Below are 23,362 nucleotides of genomic sequence, written 5' to 3' on the forward strand. Positions count from 1 at the left end.
TTCGCTGGACTTATAAACACCGCCATGAGCACCCCGCCACCGAGCACCCCGTCATCCGCGAGCCCGCCGGCGAAGCAGCCCACCTCGCCCGCCGAACCCGAGCACGCCCTCGCCAAGAAGATCCGCTGGTACGACGGCTTCGCCATGTCGCTGACCATGCCCGCGGCCCTGATCGCCTCCCTGGGCGCCTCCATCGGCGGCCTCGGGGCCTGGGGAGCCATCGCCCTGTGGGCGGCCTCCATGGTCCTGGCCACCGCCACCAACTGGATCTACACCGAACTCGCCGCGATGTTCCCGACCTCCTCCGGCGGGATCGCCGCCTACGCGGCCGAGGGCTGGCGCTCCCGCGCCCCCGTCGTCGGCCCGATCGCCAGCGTCGGCTACTGGTTCCCCTGGACCACCGCGCTCGCCGTCTACGCCGGGATCATCGGCTCGTTCGTCCAGGCCCAGTGGTTCCCCGGCCAGGACTGGTCGGTCACCCTCGGCCCCGCCGAACTGAGCTTCCCGATCGTGGTCGGCCTGGCGGTGATCCTGCTCCTCTTCGCCGCCACGATGTTCGGCCTGAACGTGGCGATGTGGCTGGTGTACGTGACCGGCGGCGCGCTGCTGATCCCCCTCGCCGTCTTCATCGTGCTGCCGTTCTTCAGCGGCGACTGGAGCGCGAGCGGACTGCACTGGAACCTCCCGGACGGCTTCGGCGGTGTCCGCGAGGCCCTCGTCTGGCTCTATGTGATGGCCTGGACGTCCTTCGGCGTCGAGGTCTGCGCGACCTTCGCCCCCGAGTACAAGGACACCGTCCGGGACACCTCACGGGCCCTGCGCGCCGGAGTCCTGTTCTGCCTGGGCGTCTTCATCCTGCTCCCGCTCGCCCTCTCCGGCTACGTCGGTGAATCGGCCATCTCCGCCGACCCCACCACGTTCTACGTCGGCGCCTTCCAGGACCTGGTGGGCGGCGCGGCCGACCTGATGGTCGTCTTCCTCATCGCGTCCCTGCTGCTCATCATGATCACCGGCCTCGCCGACGGCTCCCGCGTGCTCTACGAGATGGGCCGCCAGGGCCACACCGTCCGCCAGGTCGGCGTCCTCAACCGGCGGGGCGTCCCGGCCCGCGCGCTGCTGGTCGCCCTGGTCCTCAACATCGTCGTCCTGACGGTCCTGAAGACCCCCCTGGCGATCATCGTCACCGGCAACCTCGGCTACATCCTGGTCCATGTCCTCGCCATCTCCGGGTTCGCCCTGCTGCGCCGCGACCGGCCGGACGCCCCGCGCCCGATCCGGCTGCCGGGCTTCTTCGTCCCGCTGGCCTGGTTCCTGGCGGCCCTGCTCACCGTGATCCTGGTCGTCGGCGCCACGGGCTTCTCCATCACCGGATACGGCGGCTTCAAGGAACTCGCCATCGCGCTGGGGGTGCTGGCGGTGTCGGTGGTGCTGTGGATGTACCGGAGGAAGGTGCAGGACCGGAGGGAGTGAGGGGAACGAGGTGATCCGGGGGCGTGGGTTCGGGCGTGCGTCTCCGGAGTGAGGGGGTCCGGGGACAGGGTCCGGGCGTGCGTCTCCGGAGTGAGGTGATCCGGGGGCGGGGGTCCGGGCGTGCGTCGCCGGAGTGCGGGGATCCGGGGACGGGGCCCGGGAGTGCGTCGCCGGAGTGAGCCGCCCGTCGCGCGCCCTTCCCCGCCGCTCGCACACCCCACCCCCGTCCCCCGTCCGCATCCGGCCCCGGCGGGCGGGTAGGACGGCGGTAGATTCCGTCCCGGCGGCACAGCAGGGTGTGCCGTGCGGGGGTTCGCCGGGGGTGGGGGATGGGCGTGCGTACGGGCGGGGGACGGCCCTACGACGAGAGTGGGGCCGGTTCCGCCGGGGGATGGCGACAGTGGGTCCGGGTGGCCGCGCCCGCGCTCTGTCTCGCCGTGGTCGCCGGGCTCTGGGCGTGGTGGCCCGACAGCGGGGGTGCGCCCGGCGCGCGGGGGGCGCCCGCGTCGGCTGGGCCCGTCCGGCCGGTCGTCGGCTGGCAGGTCGCGGCCGGCGGGGCCCGCCAGGACGAGGGCCCCGGCGCCTGGGGCCTCGGCGACACCGTCGTCCAGGGCCGCCCGGACGGGCTCTTCGCCTACGCCTCCGATGACGGGGCCGTGCTGTGGAGCGTGGCCCCGCCGCGCCGGACGGCCGTCTGCGCCATGAGCCCCGGGGTCGCGCAGGGCGTCGGGTTCATCGGGTTCGGGGACCGGGGGCGGCCGTGCGCCACCCTGGCCGCCGTCCGCGCGGCCGACGGCGCGGAACTGTGGCGGCGCCCCCTGACCGGCGGCGGGCTGGTCGCGGGCGGCCTCGCCGTCGGCGCCTCCCTCGTCCTCACCGCCGAACGGGACGCCCTGCGCGCCCGCTCCGCCGAGACCGGCGCCCAGCGCTGGTGGCGCGGTGTCGCCGACGGCTGCGCCCCCCGCGCCCTCGGCGCCGACGACGACCGCGCCCTGCTGGTCGAGCAGTGCGGGACCCGCGCCCGCCTCACCGCCCTCGACACCCGCACCGGCGCGCAGCGCTGGGTCCGGGCGCTGCCGGTCCGGGCGCCGGGCGTCACCGCCGCCGTGGTGTCCGCGACGCCCGCCGTCCTCGCCGTGGCGGAGGAGGACCCGCGCGGCACCCGGGCCTACCTCGGTTTCGACGCGCGCGGCCGGTCCACGGCGACGGTGCCGCTGTCGGGGCCCGCCGGGGAACTCACCGTGCCCAGGGGGGTGCGGCCGGGCGGGGGAGCGGCGAGCCCACCGCTGGTCGCCGGGGACCTGCTGGTCACCCTCGCCGGGCGGGGTCGCGGTGGCGCGGACCATGTGGTCGCCCACTCCCTCGCCACCGGCCGCCCGGTCTGGGACCACCGTCCCGAGGGCGTCACCGCCGGTGCCCTCGTCCGCGAACCCGACGGGCGGATCGGGGTGCTCGCGTCCGGTCCCGGGGGCGGTCTCGTCGTCCTGCTGGGCACGGACGGGCGCGAACAGGGCCGGATCGCGCCGCGGGACCCCGGTGCCACCGCGTCACTGTCGGTCCGGCCGGAGCTGATCCCGGTGACGGAGGGGCATGTGGTGGTGAACCATCTGGCGATGAGCGGGGAGCCGGGAGTGTTCTCCCTGCGCTGAGGGGCGGCTGAGGGCTCGCTGAGGGCTCGCGGAGGGGCCGATGAGGCTCGTGGAGGGGCCGCTGAGGGCCGCCCGGGAGTCGCTGAGGTCCGCCCGGGAGCCGCTGAGGGCCGCCGGGGAGTCGCTGAGGTCCGCTGCGAGGCCACCCGAGGGCCGCCGGGAGGCCACCTGAGGGCCAACCTGAGGGCCCGCCGGGGCCACTGAAGGCCCGCCGAGGGCCGGAGGCCCCCGCGCCGCGCCGTATGAACGCCGTATGAAGCGGGGCCCGGTGCCCTGAGGATCCGGTGAGATCGGGCGGGCGGGGATGGTTTCCGGTCAATCCGATCGGAAGAGTGAGGAACGATCGATCGAACGAACGAACCCTCGCCGGAGGCAGCACATGACCTCAGCCCGCCAGCCGTACACCGTGGCCATCGTCGGCGCCGGAGCGGCCGGGACGCTCACCGCCCTCCAGGTCTGCGAGACCGCCCTGCGCCGCCGAACCCCCCTCGCCCTCGTCCTCGTCGACCCCGCCCCGGAGGCCGGGCGCGGCACGGCCTACGCCACCCGCGACCCCCGGCACCGGCTCAACGTCCCCGCCGGGAACATGAGCTGCTACCCCGACGACCCCGGCCACTTCACCCGCTGGCTGGCCCGGCACGGCGAACCCGAGGTCACCGGCGCCGACTTCGCCACCCGCTACCGCTACGGCGCCTACCTCGCCGACACCTTCGCCGCCGCCGTCGTCCGCGCCCGGGGAACCGTCTCGGTACGGCGGCTGCGCACCCGCGTCGAGAGCTGTACCGGCGCCCCCGGCGACCGGGTGGACCTTCACCTCGCCGACGGGGGCCTGCTCACCGCCGACCGGGCGGTCCTGGCGACCGGCCCCGCCGCCCCCACCGCGGCCTGGGCCCCGCGACCCCTGCGCACCTCGCCCCGCTTCGTCGCCCGCCCCTGGGAGCCGGGCGCGCTGGACGGGGCCACGGCGGCGGCGCCGGACGCGGGGCCCGGTGATGTGCTGCTCGTCGGGAGCGGGCTGACCGCCGTCGATCTGGCGCTCGCGCTGGACCGGCCCGGACGGGTCGTGCACGTCGTCTCCCGCAGCGGGCTGCTGCCCCAGCCGCACGCCCTCACCCCCGCCCCCGCCATGCCCGCGCCCCCGCTGTCCGGTCCGACGACCCTGGGGCGGCTGCGGCGGACCGTCTACCGGCATGTGGCCCGCGCCCTGCGCACCCACGGCGACTGGCGGCCCGCGCTGGACAGTCTGCGTCCGCAGACCGCACAACTGTGGCGGAGCCTCACCCCGGACGAGCGCGCCGAGTTCCTCGCCCGCGAGGGCGCCCTGTGGAACACCCACCGCCACCGGATGGCCCCGGCGACCGCCGAGTCCGTCACCCGCGCCCGCACCGCCCGCCGCCTCACCGTGCACACCGGGACGGTCGTCTCCGCCGCGCCCGGCGGCGAGCACCCCCTCACCCTCACCCTCTCCGACGGCACCACCCTGGGCGTCGGCTGGGTGGTCGACTGCACCGGACCCGGCCGTACCACCGCCGACGACCCGCTGTGGGCGTGGCTGCTGGCCACCGGCGCGGCCCGGCCCGGCCCCCTGGGGATGGGCGTGGCCACGGAGGACGGCAGGGTCACCGGCACCAGCACTGATACTCGCACCGGCACCGGCACGGACGCCCGCACCGCCACCGCCACCGACACTCGTACCGCCACCGGCACCACCGCCGGGCTGCCGCTGTTCACGCTCGGGGCGCCCCGGCGCGGTGAGCTGTGGGAGACGACCGCGATCCCCGAGATCCGCGTCCAGGCCGCCGCCCTCGCCCGCGACCACCTCGTCCCGCCCACCCGCGCCCCGCGCGCCACCCGCCGTCCCGTCGACGGACACGGGCTGCCGCTGTCCACCCACGCCGACGCCGCTGCCGCCTACCGGCGCGGACTGGACCGGGTCCTGAAGGTCCGGGCGGGCGCCGAGGACGCCTTCGCCCGCGCGGTCGCCGCCGACCCCGGCTTCGCCCTCGGACATGCCGCGCTCGCCCTGCTCGGGCACGAATGCGGGGCCGCCGTCGACGTACCGCGCGCCCTCGCCGACGCCCAGCGCTGCGCCCGGGAACGGGCCGACGCGCGCGAGCGCTCCTTCGTGGACGTCGTCACCCGCCGCGTCCACGGCGACGGCGGCGACACCGCCCTCGTCCACCATCTCGACGCCCACCCCGGCGACGCCCTCGCCCTCGCCGCGGCCGTCCCCACCATCGCCTTCTCCGGCGTGGACGACCTGGACGACGACTACGCCCTCCACCTGGTCGAACGGACCTCACCCGCCCACGACGGCCACTGGTTCCACACCTCGCTGCTCGCCTTCCTGCGCCAGGAGCAGGGGCGGCTGCACGAGGCCGGGGAACTCGCCCACCGCGTCCTGGCCGCCGAACCCGCCGCCGGACACGCCGTGCACGCCCTCGCCCACGTCCACTACGAGACCGGCGCCCACGAGCGGGGCCGGGACTGGCTCGACGGCTGGGTGGCCGGACGCGGGCGCGGCGCCGTCCACCGCGCCCACTTCTCCTGGCATGTCGCCCTGCACGAACTCGCCCTGGACGACCCGGCCGCCGTCCGCAAACGCTGGCACGCCCAGCTCGCGCCGGGCCGGGTCGCCGGGGTGCGGGCCCTGGTCGACTCCGGGTCGATGCTGTGGCGGGCCCGGCTCAGCGACAACTGGCCCGGCCCGCTGCCCGCCGGGGATGTCCTCGCGGCCGTCGAGCGGGAGGTCCTGGAACGCCCCGCGACCGCCTTCACCGCCCTGCACAGCGCCGTCGCCCTCACCGCCGCCGGCGACCTCGCCGCCCTGCGCCGCCTGCGCGACCACGCCGCCGGGGCCGACCGGACCCAGCGCGAGATCGTCGCCCCGCTCTGCGAGGCGCTCGCGGCCCTCACCGAGGAGCGGTTCGCCGAGGCGGCCCGCGGGCTCACCGCCCTGCTCCCGGTCCTGCGCCGGGTCGGCGGCAGCGCCGCCCAGCGCGAGATCGTCGAGGAGACCCTGCTGTACGCCCTGGTCTCGGCCGGGCGCTGCGAGGCGGCCCAGCGGCTGCTGACGGCCCGGCTGGACCGCAAGGAGGCCCCCCGGGACCGCCGGATGATGGCCGAGCTGACCGCCCCCGGCGGTCCGTCGGGCACCCCCCGGTGACCTGAGTCAGGCATTTATCGGTGGTTCGCCGAGCCGACCCGGAGGAAAGCTCCAGCGCGGCGGCGGGCGACGGCTGCTGCGCCCGCGGTCACCGCACTGGCCGTCCCCTCGGCCAACAGCGGTGAATTTTTCGGTCATTCCCACCGAAAGGCCCTGCCGTACGGGGTGCCGGCACCCTACCGTGGAGGGAGTCCGCCCCGGTTCGGTACGGAACGGGGTGATCTGAGCGTATGGAGGAAGGGAAGCCATGGGGGTACGTGCACGGCGGCGCGGAGGCGCGGTCGCGGTGGGGGCCGCGGTGCTGGCGGTCGGGGTCCTGGGGGCCGGGGTGGCTCCGGGCCGGGCGGTGGCTGCCGACCAGTGGCGACCGCAGCCGGGGACCCTGTACCTCTCCGACCTGCCGAAGACCGAGTCGTGGCGCGCCAAGCCGACCGCCCGGGGGTGGGGCTACGATCTCGGCTGTTCGGTGAGCTGGCCCGCCGAGCCGCCCGAAGTCAATGTATGGCACCGGGACTTCACCACCGCGGAGACCGCGCTCGCCCAGCAGAGGGTGGCGGTCTTCGACACCGAGGCCGAGGCCATCGCCTTCGCGGACCAGGCCCGGCAGGACTACCTCGCCTGCGCGCACGCTCCGCAGCGGCCCGGCGTGACCGCGACCTACCGCGACCACGGGGTGATCAACGTCGAGGAGGGCGCCACCCTTCAGGGGATGCACACCTTCGACTCCAACGCCACCGAGCGCCCCGACTACAACTACCTATGGGGCGTGGGCCGCGACGGCGACACGGTGACGCTGGTCCTGTGGGAGAGCTACTGGGGCGATCCGCCCGTGATCCCGTGGAAGAACACCCTCAACACCGCGGTGAAGAAGCTGTACTGAGCACCCGCCGCCGCCCCCGGTGGGGCTGTGGAGCCCGGAGCCGGGCAGGGCTGTGGAGCCGGGCGGCGTGGCCGCCCGGCTCACCAGCGGCTCACAGCAACTGCGACACCGCCCGGTGCGCCGCGTCGAACGCCGCCTGGGTGTAGCCGAAGCCCTCGGCGTCGGAGTTGGCGATGGTGATCCGGCCGACCGGGCGGCGGGCCTGGGCATAGGGCCGCTCGGACTCCGGGCGGAACAGATGCGGGTCGTCCAGCGAGTTGTACTCGTAGGCGTAGCCGTGCGCCCAGCGGTTCACGGTCACCGCGGTGATGTCCCGGGCCGGGTCGAAGCCGTACGAGGACAGGGAGCGGGCCATCGAGTCGCGGATCTCGCGCTCGAAGTCCTCGAACGGCATCCGCATCAGTTGCCGCCGCCCCGCCTTGTGCTGGTCGCGACAGATCAGTCCGGGCTGGTTCGGGGTCGCCGACAGGGAGACCACGGTGGGCAGTTCGGGGCGACTCGGCATCTTGAAGTCGCCGATCTCGGTGACCGTGGGCAGCCCGAAGCTGCTGAAGAAACGGGACGGGGTGGACACCCGGCTCACCCGGGCCCGCGCGAACGGCTGCCAGTCGCGCAGCGCCACCCGCGCGTACACCAGCGGCACCTTGACGCCGTAGCGCATCGCCGTGGCCTGCTCGGCGGGGAGTTCGGGCATGACGTACGAGGCGACCGAGTTCCAGCAGGCCATCACCACGCCCTTGGCGCGGACGTGGTAGCTGCGCCCGCCCTTGGCATAGTGGACGTCCACCCCGCGCCGCCCGTCGTTGCGGACGCTGAACGCGGTGCTGGCGAGCCGGATGCGGACCTTGCTGCCGGGGCGGTCCAGGCGTCCGTAGTCGGCCCTGGCGGTGACGATGTCGCGCCAGTCGGGGCGGCGCTCGTCGAACGCGTCCGGGATCAGCCTGCTGACCAGCAGCCGGGCGAGGGCGGCGTTGCCCTCGGGGAAGTAGAAGTAGCCGTCGTCGTCGGTCTCGGCGAGCTGCATCAGCGGGGTGAAACCGGCGCCGGGCCAGGGGGTGTGCGCCAGGTTGAGGCCGCCGAAACCCGGCTGCCCGGTCGCCCAGGCGTCGGCCGCCGCGACCCGGTCCACATTGACGCCCCACAGCCCGTTCGTGCCCCGCTTGACGACCTCCAGCGCGTCGTCGTCCATCCCGATCTTCTCGCGCAGATAGGTCTCGTACGGGGTGCGCGCCAGGATCTCCTTCTTCTGCGCGTCGGTCAGCCCCGGGTAGAAGTCCTCGGTGGTGGTGTAGAGCCGGACCAGCGCCGCCCGGCTCGCCGCCCCCATCGGCAGCTTGGTGACATACGACGCCCAGGACTCGCCCGACTCCCGGATGACCAACTGGTCCCTGCCCCACCGCTCGGCGTTGAAGAGGGTGGCGCTGCGCAGGGAGTAGGGGGCGTAGGCGTCGCTCTTGACGGTGGCCTCCAGCGCCTTGAGGTCGACGCCGAGATCCTTGGTGAGCAGGTCGCGCGAGGCGCGGGTCCAGGTGCTGGGGGTGTCGATGTTGACGGTGCCGCCGTTGGAGAGCAGCAGACTGCGGCCGACCTGGAACTCGTTGCGGCGGGCGTGACCGCCGAAGTCGTCCAGGGCGTCCAGGATCAGCACCCGGGCGTTCTTCCCGGCGTGCTTGCGGTAGAGGTGGGCGGCGGCGAGCCCGCTCAGCCCGGCACCGACCACGACCAGGTCGTACGACTCCTTGGTGCCGTTGATCTTCCCGGGGTCGAAGTCGCCGTTGCGGACGGCGTGGGCGACGTCGTAGGAGCCCGCGCCCTGGCCTTTCAGGCCGGTTTCGGTGGGCGGGTAGGGGGTTTTCGGACCGTGTCCGTGGCCGTTGCCATGACCATTGCCATGCCCCCCGTGTCCATTGCCCTTGCCCGCGCCCGGGGCGGCCTGGGCGATGCCGGGAAGCGCGGTGGCGGCGGCGACCGCGGCCGTGCCGACGGCCACCCCGTCGATGAAGTCACGGCGGGTGATGCGCCGTCCCATACCGAGTTCACGATCACTGAAACCGGGCATGCCAGTCCTCCACGCATGAGTACGGAATCCGGAGACGTGGGGGGTGATCGAGATGCTAAACAGTGGTTGTCGTGATAGTTAAGTGCGAAATTCGTTGTAGATGAGCAATATTGATGCGGAATCAGTTGTGAGGTGGTGGGGGGAGACTGTGGGGTGTCTGTGCCTATTCCGCGCCGTACGGGCCCAATTCATCAGGTGGGGTGGGGGAGTGGGGCGGGGCGGGCGGCGGGCGCGGGGGAGCGGGAACCGGGCTCCCGGCACCGGCCGACCACCCTTTTCCCCACCCCCGGCCACCCCGCCGTCCCCCCGGCGCGACCTGCGCCTTTGCCCGCCGACGACCGGAATCAGCCCCGGCCGACCGCGCCCGGGCGACGGAATCGACACAGGTCACTCCGGATCGCGAGACCTGCTGCCGCGCCCGGCCGTAGAGATCGCTCGGGATTGTGGGTGGTGCTGTGGTGTCGGGTCGTGTGGGTCGCTCGGGATTGTGGGTGGTGCTGTCGTGTCGGGTCGTGCGGGTCGCTCTGGTTTGCGTGCGGTGCTGTCGTGCCCGGTCGGAGAGGTCACTCCGGATCGCGCGCCGCCCCTCTGCCTGCCGCGCCCGGTCGTACGGGTCGCTCCGGATCACGCGCCCCTCTGCCTGCCGCGCGCCGCCGTGTTGAGGCGGGCCGCCTGCCGGGTCAGGTGGTCGCGTTCGCCGACCGTGGGCGCCCGCTCGGCGGCCTCCGCGTACAGCCGGGCCGCGAGCGGCAGGTCCCCGGCCCGCTCATGGAGGTGCGCCGCCACCGCCGGGTGCCGCGGCAGCGAGGCGTCCAGCCCGGCGAGCGCCGCGAGACCGGCGCCCGGCCCGTCCGCCTCGCCCACCGCCACCGCCCGGTTCAGCCGGACCACGGGACTGTCCGTCAGCCGCACCAACTCGTCGTACCACTCCACGATCTGCGGCCAGTCCGTCTCCCCGGCGGTCGGCGCGTCCGCGTGCAGGGCCGCGATGGCCGCCTGCGCCTGGAACTCGCCCAGCCGGTCCAGGGCCAGCGCCCCCTGGAGGATCCCGACGCCCTCCGCGATCATCTCCGTGTCCCAGCGCCCCCGGTCCTGCCCGGCCAGCGGCACCAGCGCCCCGTCCGGCCCGGTCCGCGACGCCCACCGGGCATGGTGCAGCAGCATCAGCGCCAGCAGCCCCGCCACCTCCGGATGGTCGATGACCGCCGCGAGCTGCCGGGTCAGCCGGATCGCCTCGGCGGCCAGATCGACATCGCCCGCGTACCCCTCGTTGAAGACCAGGTACAGCACCCGCAGCACGGTGGAGACGTCGCCGGGCCGGTCCAGCCGCACCCCGGACACCGTCCGCTTGGCCCGGCTGATGCGCTGCGCCATCGTCGCCTCCGGCACCAGGTACGCCCGTGCGATCTGCCGGGTGGTGAGCCCGCCGACCGCGCGCAGCGTCAGCGCCACCGCCGACGACGGACTCAGCGAGGGATGCGCGCACAGGAAGTACAGCCGCAGCGTGTCGTCCACCTCGGACGCGGGCCCCGGAGGCGGCTCCTCCTCCACCCGCTCCTCCCGGCGCCGCCGTGCCGCCTCCGACCGGCTCGCGTCCAGGAATCGCCGCCACGCCACCGCGACCAGCCACCCCTTGGGATCCCGGGGCGCCCCGCCCGGCCACACCCGCACCGCCTCCACCAGCGCGTCCTGCACGGCGTCCTCCGCCGCCGCGAAGTCCGCCCCGCGCCGGACGAGGATGCCCAGCACGCCCGGCGTGAGGCTTCTGAGCAGGGCCTCGTCCATGGCGCCGGTCACTCCGTGACGGTGGGCGCCGCGCCGAGCAGCGGCCGGAGCTCCAGCCACTCGTGGATCGGCCGCCCGCCCGCGCCCGGCGCCGCCGACAGCTCCCCGGCCAGCTCGACCGCCCGTGCCCGGCTGTCGACGTCGATCACCATCCATCCCGCGATCAGATCCTTGGTCTCCGCGAACGGCCCGTCGGTGACCGGCGGACGCCCCTCCCCGTCGAACCGCACCCAGAGCCCCTCCGGCGACAGCGCCCGCTCGTCGACGAACTCCCCGCTCTCCCGCAGCCGGTCCGCGAAGTCGCCCATGTACTGAATGTGCGCCGCGATCTCCTCCGGCGTCCACCGGTCCATCGGCACGTCGTTCACGGCGGCCGGGGCGCCCCGGTAGTGCTTGAGCAGCAGATACTTGGCCATGGTCGCTCTCTCCTCGATGCTCCTGACGACCCCTTGCGGTCGTATGTACACCAGGGACGGAGCCGACCCACGGATCTCGACATCCTCACCCGAACTTTTCCCACTCTTTCCGGTCAGGGCGGGGCGGAGCCGTCCCGGTATGCGCGGGGCCGGGGACCGGGCGGGGGCCGAGGCCCTGGGATCACCCACGCATGCGCGGGGACCGCACCATCCGCGTCATCCGCCCAGATATGCACCAGGGACCACCCCCGCATGCGCGGGGACCGCGATGGTCGGGGCCGGGCCGCGATGCAGGACTGGGGACCACCCCCGCATGCGCGGGGACCGCGCGTCCAGCAACCACCGGGTGGTGCTGCTGGAGGGACCACCCCCGCATGCGCGGGGACCGCATCGACCGGTGGGTGGTGCGGCGGACCGAGGAGGGACCACCCCCGCATGCGCGGGGACCGCGCCACGTCGTTGGTGAGGACCGTGAGGGTCCCGGGACCACCCCCGCATGCGCGGGGACCGCGCCCATTCCATTCCGTCCCGCATGTCGACGGCGGGACCACCCCCGCATGCGCGGGGACCGCATGGTCACGGTCGCCGACGTCACCGAGGTCGAGGGACCACCCCCGCATGCGCGGGGACCGCAGGGGCCGACCTGCGCGTTTGTTAGTGGCAGGTGCGGATTTTACCCACTTTGCCAAACTCCGACCTCGCGGGCATTTGGGGCAACTTGCTTCTCTGGGTGCTTACCACCGGACTCCTGGTTCGCCGCCTGCTCCATTCTGGCTGAAGGCTGTGTCGTCCATCACCGGGTTCCACTCTTCCCGTTTTGGTCCCCCGGGCCCTCGGGGTGGCTTAGGCGTTGACGTCGTCCGGAATTCGGCTGGTCTACGGCCCCGGTGCCCGGTCGGCCCGGAGACCGGGGCGGTGTCAGCACGTCCTTCCTGCCGCCGGTGCGTCCCGGTGAGGAGTGCACTGGTCGCCTCCCGCCCCCGCCGACCACAGGGGGCGGGAGGTGGTCATCGGTCGGCGCCTGTCGGGCAGGGCGCCTTGTGAAGGTAGATGGTGCAGCCGCCGCGACTCTCCCCGGGGTTGTCGAGCTGGTCGTAGGGCTCGTCCGGCTGAATCTGTTCACCGCACCGCTGGCAGATCATTGGCCGGCCGCCCGGTGGTAGAGGCGGGTCAACCGCGCCAGTGGGCGGCCGATGGGGCAGCCGGTGTGGTTGTCGACGCACTGCTCGCAGGTGGGTGCGTGGTCCAGGAGGGCGCGGTAGGCGGTGAGGCCGGTGTGGGTGCGGCAGGCGCGGGGGAACCAGCGGCGGCCTCCGTCCTTGCGCTCACCGAGGTCGACCGCCGTCTCGGCGGACAACCGGGCCTCTGCCGGGTTCCACACGCACACCTCACCTCGCACTTGCTCGTCCGAAAGTACGGGCAGCGACGGGAGGACGAGGAGGCTGAGCGCCTCGGTCAGGATGTCGCGGACGGGGGCGGTCATCGGCCCGCCCTCCGGGAGTGTTCGGCGGTAGCGTTCTGCATGTCGGCGCCCCTTCAGCGTCGGCCGTGCCCCGGGGCCGTTCGCGCGGTCGCAGGGGTCTCTGTCTGCACCCAGCCTGTTGTGACGGACCGTGTGATGGCGACTCCTCAACGGTAATCTCACCGTGGGATGGTTTCCCATCCCGTTCGTGGAGGGGGCATGCCGTGTCAACCGCACTCCAGCCGATCGACCTTCCCACCTGGGCCTGGGAACACGCGGAGGTTCGCAAGGCACTGCGCGGCCGGGACATCGGCGCCGTTTTCCGGCACGTTCAGCAGTACTCGGGTGCTAGCCAGGCCCGCATCGCTGTTGCTACAGGAATGACGCAGGCCCGCGTCAACGAGATCATCAACGGGCGGCGCGAGGTATCCCGCCTCGATGTGTATGAGCGGATCGCCGATGGGCTGCGCATGCCCGACGACGCCCGCCACCTGCTCGGCCTGGCGGCGAGCAGGGAGAAGCGATCCGGTGGGGCAGCGTTCGACCTGGCTGCGTTCCCCGAAGTCGTGCGCGTGTACGCCGCGCAGAGTTCCGCAGCCGAAGAGATCCAGCAACATGCCCGGGAAGCCGGAGAGCTGGACGTGCTCGCTGTGCGCGGGCTCGGTCTGATCGGGTTGAACGACAGCCTGCTGCGGGTCTGTCTGCCACGAGAACAAGGCGGCAACGGGCTGCGCCTCCGGATAGCGCTACTCGACCCGGACTGCGACGCCCTGGCCCAGCGGGCGGCCGAGATCGGAGAGTCCACCGAATCCCTCGCGGGCGGGGTCCGGCTGACCGAGGCTCGGCTGAGGGAGCTTGCGGGGGTGGTCGACATCGGAGTGTGGCGCTATCGGACACTGCCCACGTGGCGGCTGATCCGCACGGACTCCACCCTGTTCGTCAGCGCATTCGATGCCGGTTGGGAAGGACATGAGTCGGCTACCTACAAGGTCATGGCGACGCCTCACGGACCGCTGTTCCGTGGGTTCCGACGGATGTTTGAGACGGTCCTTGCCGATGGGGAACGCACGGTGTGAAGAAGGGAGACGGCTGTGATTGAGGCTGAGTTGAAGGCGCGGGTGCACTCGCCGGAAGCGGTCATGCGGAGGCTGGAGGAGCGGGCGGCAGCCCGGGTCGAGGTGTACCAGGACACCTACTACGACAGGCCGGACCGGTCTCTCGACATGGCTGATGAAGAACTGCGGGTGCGGACAGTGCACGGTAGGGACGGCACCCGCACACTGCTGACATTCAAGGGCGCGGCCGTCGATCCGGCTTCCGGCTCGAAACCGGAGCACGAGACGGCCGTGGACACGGATGCGGCCCATGCGATTCTGCGCGGCCTCGGCTACGTGCCGGTCGTCGCGTTCGAGAAGCGATGCCGGAACTACGACTTCGAGGCGCACGGCAGGACGATGCTCGCAACGCTGGTGCGGGTCCCGGAGATCGACGGGACCTTTCTGGAACTGGAGACGCTCGTCGCCGAGAGCGACGTGGACGCAGCCCTGTCGGATGTCCGAGCCGTCCTCGCCGCCCTCGGCATCGAACAGGCCGACCTCACCCGGGACACGTACACGGCTGCGGTCACAGCCCAGCGCGGATGAGTGACCCTCGGGCCATGCTGGTCCAGCAATGCCGGTGATCTTATTACCGCATTCGCTGCATCCCGGGCCGTGCCGAAACGCCCCCTGCCTAGGTCGCGAGGACTTCAAGGCCCGGCAGGTCGAGCCAGCCCCGCATGCGCATGGACCACGACGCCCGGACGCTTCAGATCAGCGGCCCCGAGGGACCACCCCCGCATGCGCGGGGACCACGAAACTGCGCGTGTCACGTGTCAGGTGGGACCGGGACCACCCCCGCATGCGCGGGGACCACGACGACAACGTCTTCGGTCGGGAAGAGCCCGAGGGACCACCCCCGCATGCGCGGGGACCACGCCGAGGAGGACGCGTGGACGCTCGACCGGCAGGGACCACCCCCGCATGCGCGGGGACCACACGGTTCCGGCCCACGCCCCGGACCCCGGCGCGGGACCACCCCCGCATGCGCGGGGACCACGTCCACGCCCATGAGTTGCGCCCCGGCGACGTGGGACCACCCCCGCATGCGCGGGGACCACCTGGATTTCAGGGACGACCCCGCAGGGACATGGGGACCACCCCCGCATGCGCGGGGACCACAGGAGCCCACCTGCGCCTTTATCGCTGGCGGGTGCGGATTTTACCCATTTTGCCAAACTCCGACCTTGCTGACATATAGGGCAATCTTCTCCCCCTTGTGCTTGCCGCCTGACTCCCTTTCGCTACGCCTGCTCCATTCTTGCCGACGGCGTCGTGAAGGGTGATGTCCAGTCAGGGTCTTCGAGCGCTGTTGTGCCCCCGGCCCTGAAGGTGGCACAAGCGTTGATACCGTCCCGGATTCGTCCTGAGTTCGCTGCCCTTCAGCCAGGTCGGGGGCCTCGCGCTCCTGGCCGATGTGCATGGTCACGGCTTTGGACAGTGACACGACATCGGCAGCCCAAGGTGTCAGCCGACCGGAGGCGGCAGTGGCCTGGCCGGGAGTCCGTCGCTGCGTGAGCGGACGGTCCGGCATCAGGTGTCACGAGCCGGACCGCGTGGCAGGCCGCATGGCGCTGATCAGTGGGAAGTGCATGGCGTGGCGGTGTCCGGCACGCCCTGGCGAGATCTCGCCCCTATGGGTAGAGAGAGCGACAGTTGTCGTTCGAATCCGATGAGGGGGGCTGGGGCTCCGGCTGGCCGCTCGCTGACCTTCGGGTTCTACCTCGCGTGGTGGTCGAATCCGACTCGGCCTCGTCGGCGGGCGGGGGCTTCCGTCTCTGTGGACAGCGCGTCGGCTGCCCTGGGCGGCCACCACCCTGCGGCGGAACGGATGCGAACGGCGGTATGGCGGGGGCGTCCGCGTAGATCTCCGTCCCTCCCCGCCTCCGCCTCTCCCCTTCCAGGACGCGGGACGGGTGTCCCTGATGTCAGTGGGGTCTCGTATGCTGCGGGCGATGAACGAGGGCGCGCCCGGCAGACGGGTGATCGATGACCGGTTCGAGCTGGAGGCGCGGCTCGGCGGCGGAGGCATGGGCACGGTGTGGCGGGCGCGGGACCTGGTCCTGGACCGGGCCGTCGCCCTGAAGGAGGTCCGGCCCCCGGACCCGGGGCTGGCCGAGTACGACCCGGAGGCCGCGCGGCAACTGCGCGAACGGGTGCTGCGCGAGGCCCGCGCCCTCGCCCGCGTCGAGCATCCCAATGTGGTGACCATCCACCATGTGGTCGACGGCGCCGAGCACGTCTACCCGTGGCTGGTCATGGAACTGGTCACCGGCGGCTCCCTCGAAGGACGCCTCGCCCGCGGCCCCATGGCACCCGGCGAGGCCGCCCGCCTCGGCCGCGAACTCCTCGGCGCCCTGCGCGCCGCCCACAGCGCGGGCATCCAGCACCGGGACGTGAAACCCGCCAACGTCCTGCTCCGCCCCGACGGCCGCCCCGTCCTCACCGACTTCGGCATCGCCGCCATCCGTGAGTCGACGGCCCTCACCGCCACCGGATCCGTCATCGGCACCCCCGACTACATGGCCCCGGAACGCATCTCCGGCGGCGACGGCGGACCCGAGTCCGACCTGTGGTCCCTCGCGATGATGCTGTACGTCGCCGTCGAGGGCCACCATCCCCTGCGCCGCGCCACCACCCTGGCCACCCTCGCCGCCGTGCTGCGCGAGGAACTGCCCCCGCCGGTCCGGGCCGGTGCGCTGACCCCGCTGCTCGTCTCGGTCCTGGCCAAGGACCCGGCGCTGCGGCCGGACGTGGCGACGATGGACGCGATGCTGGCGCGGGCGGAGACGGACGACAGCACCGGAGCGGCCCCGGGTCCGGGCACGGGACCGGCAGCGGGTACGGGAGCGGGTGGTTTCGGGCCGCCGCCGGGCGCGGTGCCCCCGACCTCGGCCGGCGCGATGACCTCGTACGCCCTGGCCCCACCGGGATCGCAGTACCCCGGTTCGCAGCCGACCGGTTCGCAGAACACCGGGCCCCAGTACCCCGGCGGGCAGGCGACCGGGTCCCCGTACCCCGGCGCACACCCCGTCGACTCGCAGGGCACCGGCCCCCAATACCCGGGGGCGCGGCTCACCGGCTCGGGGACCACCGGGCCGCACGCGAATCCCTATGCCACATCCGCCGCCACCCCCAACCACCCCTACGAGGCGACCGCGCCCGTGGGGACGCAGGGTGGGGGCGGTGACCGGGACGACCGGCTGCGGCGGCGGATCGGCCGGATCCTGATCGGGTCGTCGGTCGCCTCGATGGTCCTGATCGGCGTCCTGCTGTGGAACTTCCTGCCCGACGGGGGCGGCGACCCGGCGGGCGCCGGAGCGGCGGACTCGCCGGGGGCCTCGGCGAGCGACGACGGCAGCGGCGCCGGCACCCCGGCGGAGACCCCGGCCGACAACCCGGCGGAGACACCGGGGGAGACCCCTGCGGGATCGGACGATTCCGGTGGCTCGGGGGACTCCGGCGGCGGTGACGAGGACCCCTCCGACCTGCTCACCCCCGACGGCATCCGCACCGCCCTCGCGGCGCTCAAGAAGGCCACCGGCACGGACCAGATGAGCAGTCTGTCGGTGTACCCGGAGTATGTCTCGGCCGATGTCATGGTCAAGGGCAGCAAGAGCCGCTACGAATCCTGGAGCTACCGGCCGGGCGAGGGCGCCACCAAGGGCATCATCAACGGCTCGGTGGGCGCGATGGACAGCCCCTTCGACGTCGACGCCTTCGACTGGGACGCCGTCCCCGCCCTGTTCGAGCGGGCCGAGAAGGAACTCAACGTCAAGGACGTCACCTCGCGCTATCTCGCGGTGAACGGCGACGACCCCACCTTCGGCGACCCGAAGCACATGGCGGCCTACCTCATCAACGACTACAGCCAGAGCGGCTATCTGACGGCCGACCCCGACGGCAAGGTGATCGACGTGTACCCCAACGAGGACGCGGACTGAGCGAACCACCGACCCGGCCCCTCACCAGCCCGTGCGCAGCAGATGGTTGAGCAGCAGCGCCAGCACCGCCTGTCCGGCGAGCCAGGCCCGGGGGCGGTCGAGGAACGCGCAGCAGGGCAGCAGCCACAGGGCGAACGGCAGCCAGATGCGTTCCGTCTCCGCCTTGCTCATCCCGGACAGATCGGCGATGAGGACAGCCAGCAGGGCGGCGGTGACGAGGACGGCGAGGCGGGTGTCGGCGGTGGCCGGCGCCCTGCCCCCGGGGAGCAGCGCCGCCCCGGTCCGGCGCAGGCCCGCCGCCGTCGCCAGGCCGGTGATCAGCACCGTGCACGCCAGGTTGGCCCAGATCCAGTACCCGTAGGGGCGGATGCCGCCCGCGCCCTGGTGATACCGGGTCACCAGCAGGCGGTACGCCTCCCACCAGTCGAACCCGGCGGCCGTGAACAGCACCGGCACCACCGCCAGCCCCACCGCGAACGGCACCAGCAGCGCCGGACGTTCCCGCAGACCCCGGCGGGCCAGGAGGACGACGGCCGCGCCGATCACCGCCATCAGGGTCAGACCGTAGGAGAGATAGCAGGTCAGGCCGAAGAGGAGACCGGAGCCGCCGGCCGCCGCCAGGGAGCCCCGGGTCAGCGCCAGCGCCAGCAGGGCCACCGCCCACGCCGCCACCGCCGCGAAGTACGCGTCGGCCGAGGCACCCATCCACACCGCCGCCGGAGCCAGCACCAGGAACGGCGCCGCCCGCCGCGCGAGCCCCTCGCCCGCGAGCGCCCGCACCGCGACCAGCACCGCCACGCACGCCGTCGCGCCCAGCACCACGCACCACATCCCGGCCCAGCCACCGCCCCGCAGCCCGGCCCGGTCCAGCAGCACGAAGGTGAGCGTCGCCGCCGGAGGATGCCCGGCGACATGGGCGGGCCAGGGGTCGGGGGAGCCGATCAGGATGTGCTCGGTGAAGGTGTGCAGCGCGGCCGGGATGTCCTGGAACCGGTCGATGACCCGGAGATACTCGTAGCGGGTGGTGAGCCGCCCGGCGATGCCGCGCTGCCAGCCGTCGATCAGGGCCAGCGACACGATCCAGGCCAGCGAGGACGCCCACGCCACCGCGAGCAGCGCCCGCCAGCGCAGCCGGGCCGCGAGTCCGGGACCGTACACCACCGCCGCGGCGGCGATCAGGACGGCGGCCGGGGTGCCGGGGCCCAGGTGCGGGCCCCAGGAGGCCAGCAGCGGGGGCCAGCCGACGAACAGGGTGTGGGCGGTGTCCTCGATATGACGGCCGATCAGCACGGCGGCCAGGACGAGGAGGACGGCGGTCCCGGCGGCGTACAGATCGCGGCGGGTGCCGGTGGACGGGGAGGACGGGGAGGGGCGCGGGGTGCGGGTGCGGATCACATCGGCACGCTAGGCCGGGTGGGCGGCCCGACCCGGCCGAACGGGCCGGACGTCAGCGTTTCGTCATGGGTCGTGCCCCCTTCGGCGGGCCGGTGCGGTTCTACGGTCGGCACATGCGAGACGCTCCCCACTCCCCCCTCTCCCACCTCTCCCCCACATCGCCGGGCTTCTGGCGCAGCCCGCTGCGCGGGGTCCGCTTCACCTCGGTGCTCGGCCTGGTGCTGCTCGCCGGGATCACCGTCCTGTTCGTGACCGGGCTGCTGTCGTACGCCGCCTACAACCCCGATCTGTCGCCGGTCAACGACCAGACCCCGGACAAGGGGCTCCTCGGCTTCTATCTCTTCTCCTGGCCGACCGACCCGCACTGGCTGTACCGGCTGACCCAGGGCGTGCACGTCACCCTCGGGGTCACCCTGATCCCGGTGCTGCTCGCCAAGCTCTGGTCGGTGATCCCCCGGCTGTTCGCGCTGCCCCCGGTCCGCTCGGTGGCCCACGCCCTGGAACGGCTCTCCCTGCTGCTCCTGGTGGGCGGCGCGCTGTTCGAGTTCGTCACCGGAGTGCTGAACATCCAGCTCGACTACATCTTCCCCGGCTCCTTCTACACCCTCCACTTCTACGGGGCCTGGGTGTTCTTCGCCGCGTTCGCCGCGCACGCGGCACTGAAGACCCCGAAGGCGCTGCGGAATCTGCGGCGGATGCGGGCGGGGGAGGAGGACGACGAACTCGCCGCGCCCCGGCCGGACGACCTCGCCGCACCCCGGCCGGACTCCCCGACCGTCTTGCGGCGCGGGGCCCTCCGGTTCATCGGCGGCGGCGCGCTGCTGCTCTTCGCCACCACCGTCGGCCGCAGCTTCGACGGCGTCCTGCGCCACACCGCGCTCCTCGCCCCGCACGGCGGCACCGACCCCGGCAGCGGCCCCAACGGCTTCCAGATCAACAAGACGGCGTCGTACGCGGGGATCGACCCTGCGGAGACCGGCGCCGACACCTGGCGGCTGGTCGTCACCGGCCGCGCGGGCACGGTCCGCCTCAGCCGCGCCGATCTGCGGCGGCTGCCCCAGCACAGCGCGGCCCTGCCCATCGCCTGCGTGGAGGGCTGGTCGACCTCCGACCAGTGGTGGCGCGGTGTCCGGCTCGCCGAGCTGGCCGCGCTGGTCGGCCACGGCGACGATCCGCCGGACGTCCTGGTGGAGTCCCTCCAGCGGCGCGGCGCCTTCCGCCATGCCGCGCTGCGCGCCAACCAGGTCGCCGACCCGCGCGCCCTGCTCGCCCTCACCGTCAACGGGGAGGATCTGTCCATGGACCACGGCTACCCGGCCCGGGTGATCGTCCCGGCGGCGCCCGGTGTGCTGAACACCAAGTGGGTGGCCCGGATGACGTTCGGGGAGCTGTGATGGGGCGGGACGGGTGGCGCCTCGGGCACGGGCATGGGCATGGGCATGGGGGCGGGGGCGGGCGCGGGCGGAGGGCCAGCCGGTTCCGGGACGTGCTCGGGAGTCCGCTGCAACTTCTGCTGCTCGCCTGCTCGTTCGCGCTGGCCGCCTACGCGGGGGTCCGGCTGTTCGCCGACGACTGGTTCGGGGTGGCGGTCTGGCTGGTCGGGGCGGCGCTGCTGCACGATCTGGTGCTGCTGCCGCTGTACGCGGGCGCGGACCGGGCGCTCACCGCGGGGCTCGCCGCGAGCGGGCACCGGGACCTGGTGATGTACGTCCGGGTCCCGGCGGCGCTGTCGCTGCTGTTGCTGGCGGTGTGGTTCCCGCTGATCAGCGGGATGGTGACGGCGGAACGGTACCGGGCGGCGACGGGACTGTCCTCGGCGGGATTCCTGACCCGCTGGCTCGTGATCAGCGCGGTGCTGTTCGGGGGGTCGGCGGTGGTGCTGGCGGTACGGGGGTGGCGGGGGCGGAGGGGGTGAGGGCCGTGCCCGGCCCCGGGGCGGTGCCGGTGCGCAGGGCGACGAAGCGGCGGCCTCCGACGGCCCAGTGACCGACCGTCCGCCAACCGTGCGCCCGGCGCAGCAGGGCCGGGGTGCCGAGCCGGGCCCAGGGGAAGAGGGTGCCGGTGGCGCGGGCGGAGGTGAGCGGGACGACCCGGACGCGGGTGCGTTCGTCGACATCGGCGGGGTCGGTCTCGGCGATGAGCAGCCCGCCGGGGCGCAGCAGCCGGGCGGTGCGGGCGAGGAGCGCGTCCGGGTCACCGCCGATGCCGATGTTGCCGTCCATCAGCAGGACCGTGTCCCAGCGGCCCTCGCCGGGCAGCGGGGCGAACACCGAGCGGTGGATCGCCTGGCCGCCCAGGCGCCGGGTGCGGGCGACGGCGGCCGGGCTGACATCGACCCCGAGGGCGGGGCGGCCCCGGGCGGCGAGTTCGGCGACCAGCCGCCCCGGGCCGCAGCCGATGTCCAGCACCGCGCCCTCGCAGCGGTCCAGTACGTCCCGGTCCACGGCGTCGGCCCGCGCGCACCACCGCTCCACCTCCAGCGGCAGCAGCCAGCCGTCCTCCCGGCGCAGGAACAGCGGGCCGTGCCCGGCGCGGAGGGCGGCGGCGTAGGGGTCGGCCGGGGTGGCGTCGGGCCAGGTGCGGTCCCGCTCCCCGGGGCCCGGGAGCGCCGTCCGCCTCACCGGTCGCCGCCCGCCCGCCGGTGCAGCCGGGCCAGCGACGCGGCGAAACGGCCGTACGGGGCCAGCGCGGCGACCGCCTCGGCGTCGTCGGCGGTGTCGACGTCCCGCAGCCGGGGCAGGTCCCGCACCCGCAGCCCGGCCGCCGTCAGCCGCTCCCGCTGCGCCTTCCCGGTCACGGGCGTGGACATCGGCACACCCCGCAGCAGCGCCGGATCGGGGGCGGCGAGCCCGAGCGCCCAGAAGCCGCCGTCCTCGGCGGGGCCGAAGTACGCGTCGCAGTCCGCGAAATCGACCGTGAGCAGTCCGGGCGTGACCTGCGGGGTGTCCATGCCGATCAGCAGGGCCGGACCGGCGCAGTGCGCGAACGCGTCCGCGAGCCGGGCGTCCAGGCCGCCCGCGCACTGCGCCACCACCTCGAACCCCGGGGGCAGCCAGCGCCCCGGAGTGCCCTCCAGGACCAGCAGCCGCCGGGTCGCGGGCGCGGCGGCCACCGTGTCCAGGGTGTCGGCGAGCGCGGCCTCCGCCAGTTCGGCGGCCTCGGCCGGGGTGAAACGCGGGGTGAGCCGGGTCTTGACCCGGCCGGGGCGCGGTTCCTTGGCGATGACGACGAGCGTGGTCATTCGGCGGCCCCCTCCACCGGCCGGGCCAGCACCCGCCGCATGTCCCGTACGGTCTGCCAGGTGCCGCGCCAGGTGCCGGTCACCTTGGACACCCCGGTGCGCGGCAGATACGGCACGTCGTGCTCGGCGATCCGCCAGCCCGCGTCGGCGGCGCGCACCACCATCTCCAGCGGATAGCCGCTGCGCCGGTCGGTGAGGCCGAGCCCGAGCAGCGGCTCCCGTCGGGCCGCCCGCAGCGGGCCCAGGTCGTGCAGGCGCAGCCCGGTGCGGTGGCGCAGCATCCGGGCCAGGGCGAGGTTCCCGGCGCGGGCGTGCGCGGGCCAGGCGCCCCGGCCGCGCGGACGGCGCCGCCCCAGCACCAGATCGGCCGCGCCGGACCGGATCTCGGCGACGAACGGGACGAGCAGCGCCGGATCGAGGGAGGCGTCGCAGTCGCAGAAGCAGACGACCTCGGCGGTGGCCGCCGACAGCCCGGCGTGGCAGGCGGCGCCGAAGCCCCGGCGCGGCTCCGTCACCACCAGCGCGCCGAGCGCGCGGGCCAGCTCCGCCGAGCCGTCGGTGGAGCCGTTGTCGGCCACGACCGCCCGCCAGCCCTCCGGGATCCGGGCCAGGACCCAGGGCAGCGCCTCGGCCTCGTTCAGACAGGGCAGGACGACATCGACGTCGTGGGGTGGTGGGATCACAGCGCTCACCCTACGAACGAGAAACGGACATCCGGGACTTCCGCTCCTTACGAAACGCGGACGTCGGGCCGTCCGCGCGTCCATCGCCCGCCCCCGGCGGGGCCCCGGTGCCACC

Annotated in this window: 17 protein-coding genes and 2 CRISPR repeat arrays; of the genes, 9 read left to right on the forward strand and 8 right to left on the reverse strand. The window is 73.8% G+C overall.

The window, feature by feature from the left end; all coding sequences use genetic code 11:
* Positions 1-24 precede the first annotated feature (24 nt).
* From AB0O01_RS17435 to AB0O01_RS17450, 4 genes are all read left to right on the forward strand, one after another.
* Positions 25-1,470 carry an APC family permease gene (locus AB0O01_RS17435; protein ID WP_365314281.1) on the forward strand — a complete coding sequence of 482 codons (1,446 nt, stop codon included), beginning with the start codon at positions 25-27 and terminating at the stop codon, positions 1,468-1,470.
* A 410-nt stretch (positions 1,471-1,880) separates the two neighbouring features.
* Positions 1,881-3,119, forward strand: coding sequence for a PQQ-binding-like beta-propeller repeat protein (locus AB0O01_RS17440; protein ID WP_365314283.1), 1,239 nt, complete (start codon positions 1,881-1,883; stop codon positions 3,117-3,119).
* A gap of 379 nt (positions 3,120-3,498) precedes the next feature.
* Positions 3,499-6,285, forward strand: coding sequence for an FAD/NAD(P)-binding protein (locus tag AB0O01_RS17445; protein WP_365314284.1), 2,787 nt, complete (start codon positions 3,499-3,501; stop codon positions 6,283-6,285).
* Between the two features lie 247 nt (positions 6,286-6,532).
* Entirely contained in the window at positions 6,533-7,165 is a 633-nt protein-coding gene (locus AB0O01_RS17450; RefSeq protein ID WP_365314286.1) for a hypothetical protein, read from the forward strand.
* Between the two features lie 91 nt (positions 7,166-7,256).
* Here the strand turns inward: AB0O01_RS17450 and AB0O01_RS17455 are convergent, their stop codons facing one another.
* The 4 genes from AB0O01_RS17455 to AB0O01_RS17470 form a co-directional block, all read right to left on the reverse strand.
* A complete protein-coding gene (locus AB0O01_RS17455) occupies positions 7,257-9,224 on the reverse strand; it encodes an FAD/NAD(P)-binding protein (RefSeq protein WP_365314288.1) in 1,968 nt (655 codons plus the stop codon).
* Positions 9,225-9,848: 624 nt separating this feature from the next.
* Complete coding sequence (locus AB0O01_RS17460; RefSeq protein WP_365314418.1) at positions 9,849-11,009, reverse strand: DUF6596 domain-containing protein; 1,161 nt, start codon at positions 11,007-11,009, stop codon at positions 9,849-9,851.
* Between the two features lie 8 nt (positions 11,010-11,017).
* Positions 11,018-11,425: a YciI family protein gene (locus AB0O01_RS17465; RefSeq protein ID WP_365314290.1), complete on the reverse strand. Its 408-nt coding sequence runs from the start codon at positions 11,423-11,425 to the stop codon at positions 11,018-11,020.
* A gap of 125 nt (positions 11,426-11,550) precedes the next feature.
* Positions 11,551-12,058: direct repeats of the CRISPR family, unit length 29 nt; unit sequence GGGACCACCCCCGCATGCGCGGGGACCGC.
* A 505-nt stretch (positions 12,059-12,563) separates the two neighbouring features.
* Entirely contained in the window at positions 12,564-12,908 is a 345-nt protein-coding gene (locus AB0O01_RS17470) for a hypothetical protein (RefSeq protein WP_365314292.1), read from the reverse strand.
* Positions 12,909-13,111: 203 nt separating this feature from the next.
* On the opposite strand from AB0O01_RS17470, the gene AB0O01_RS17475 reads away from it, so the two are divergent.
* From AB0O01_RS17475 to AB0O01_RS17485, 3 genes are all read left to right on the forward strand, one after another.
* Entirely contained in the window at positions 13,112-13,963 is an 852-nt protein-coding gene (locus tag AB0O01_RS17475) for a helix-turn-helix domain-containing protein (RefSeq protein WP_365314294.1), read from the forward strand.
* 15 nt (positions 13,964-13,978) lie between these two features.
* A complete protein-coding gene (cyaB, locus tag AB0O01_RS17480; RefSeq protein ID WP_365314295.1) occupies positions 13,979-14,530 on the forward strand; it encodes a class IV adenylate cyclase in 552 nt (183 codons plus the stop codon).
* Positions 14,531-14,650: 120 nt separating this feature from the next.
* Positions 14,651-15,106: a CRISPR direct-repeat array (repeat unit 29 nt; unit sequence GGGACCACCCCCGCATGCGCGGGGACCAC).
* A gap of 833 nt (positions 15,107-15,939) precedes the next feature.
* The gene (locus AB0O01_RS17485; RefSeq protein WP_365314297.1) at positions 15,940-17,928 is read left to right on the forward strand and encodes a serine/threonine-protein kinase; all 1,989 of its coding nucleotides are present in this window, start codon (positions 15,940-15,942) and stop codon (positions 17,926-17,928) included.
* Positions 17,929-17,949: 21 nt separating this feature from the next.
* Here AB0O01_RS17485 and AB0O01_RS17490 read toward each other — a convergent pair whose 3' ends face one another.
* A complete protein-coding gene (locus tag AB0O01_RS17490; RefSeq protein ID WP_365314299.1) occupies positions 17,950-19,323 on the reverse strand; it encodes a hypothetical protein in 1,374 nt (457 codons plus the stop codon).
* Between the two features lie 113 nt (positions 19,324-19,436).
* Here AB0O01_RS17490 and AB0O01_RS17495 point away from each other — a divergent pair, with 113 nt between their 5' ends.
* Together AB0O01_RS17495 and AB0O01_RS17500 are read left to right on the forward strand one after the other, a co-directional pair.
* Positions 19,437-20,717 carry a molybdopterin-dependent oxidoreductase gene (locus AB0O01_RS17495; protein WP_365314300.1) on the forward strand — a complete coding sequence of 427 codons (1,281 nt, stop codon included), beginning with the start codon at positions 19,437-19,439 and terminating at the stop codon, positions 20,715-20,717.
* A 92-nt stretch (positions 20,718-20,809) separates the two neighbouring features.
* A complete protein-coding gene (locus tag AB0O01_RS17500) occupies positions 20,810-21,238 on the forward strand; it encodes a hypothetical protein (RefSeq protein WP_365314301.1) in 429 nt (142 codons plus the stop codon).
* On the opposite strand, the gene AB0O01_RS17505 is transcribed toward AB0O01_RS17500, so the two are convergent.
* The 3 genes from AB0O01_RS17505 to AB0O01_RS17515 are packed head-to-tail and all read right to left on the reverse strand — an operon-like array spanning position 21,168 to position 23,256.
* Entirely contained in the window at positions 21,168-21,944 is a 777-nt protein-coding gene (locus tag AB0O01_RS17505; RefSeq protein WP_365314303.1) for a class I SAM-dependent methyltransferase, read from the reverse strand. The genes AB0O01_RS17500 and AB0O01_RS17505 overlap by 71 nt on opposite strands.
* Entirely contained in the window at positions 21,941-22,564 is a 624-nt protein-coding gene (locus AB0O01_RS17510) for a DUF2064 domain-containing protein (protein ID WP_365314305.1), read from the reverse strand. Before AB0O01_RS17510 ends, AB0O01_RS17505 begins: the two co-directional genes overlap by 4 nt.
* Positions 22,561-23,256 (reverse strand): glycosyltransferase family 2 protein, encoded by a 696-nt coding sequence (locus AB0O01_RS17515; protein ID WP_365314307.1) that lies wholly within the window; start codon positions 23,254-23,256, stop codon positions 22,561-22,563. The genes AB0O01_RS17510 and AB0O01_RS17515 overlap by 4 nt, the downstream gene beginning before the upstream one ends.
* Positions 23,257-23,362: the final 106 nt, after the last annotated feature.

Source organism: Streptomyces sp. NPDC093252, assembly GCF_040683675.1.
Lineage (GTDB): Bacteria > Actinomycetota > Actinomycetes > Streptomycetales > Streptomycetaceae > Streptomyces.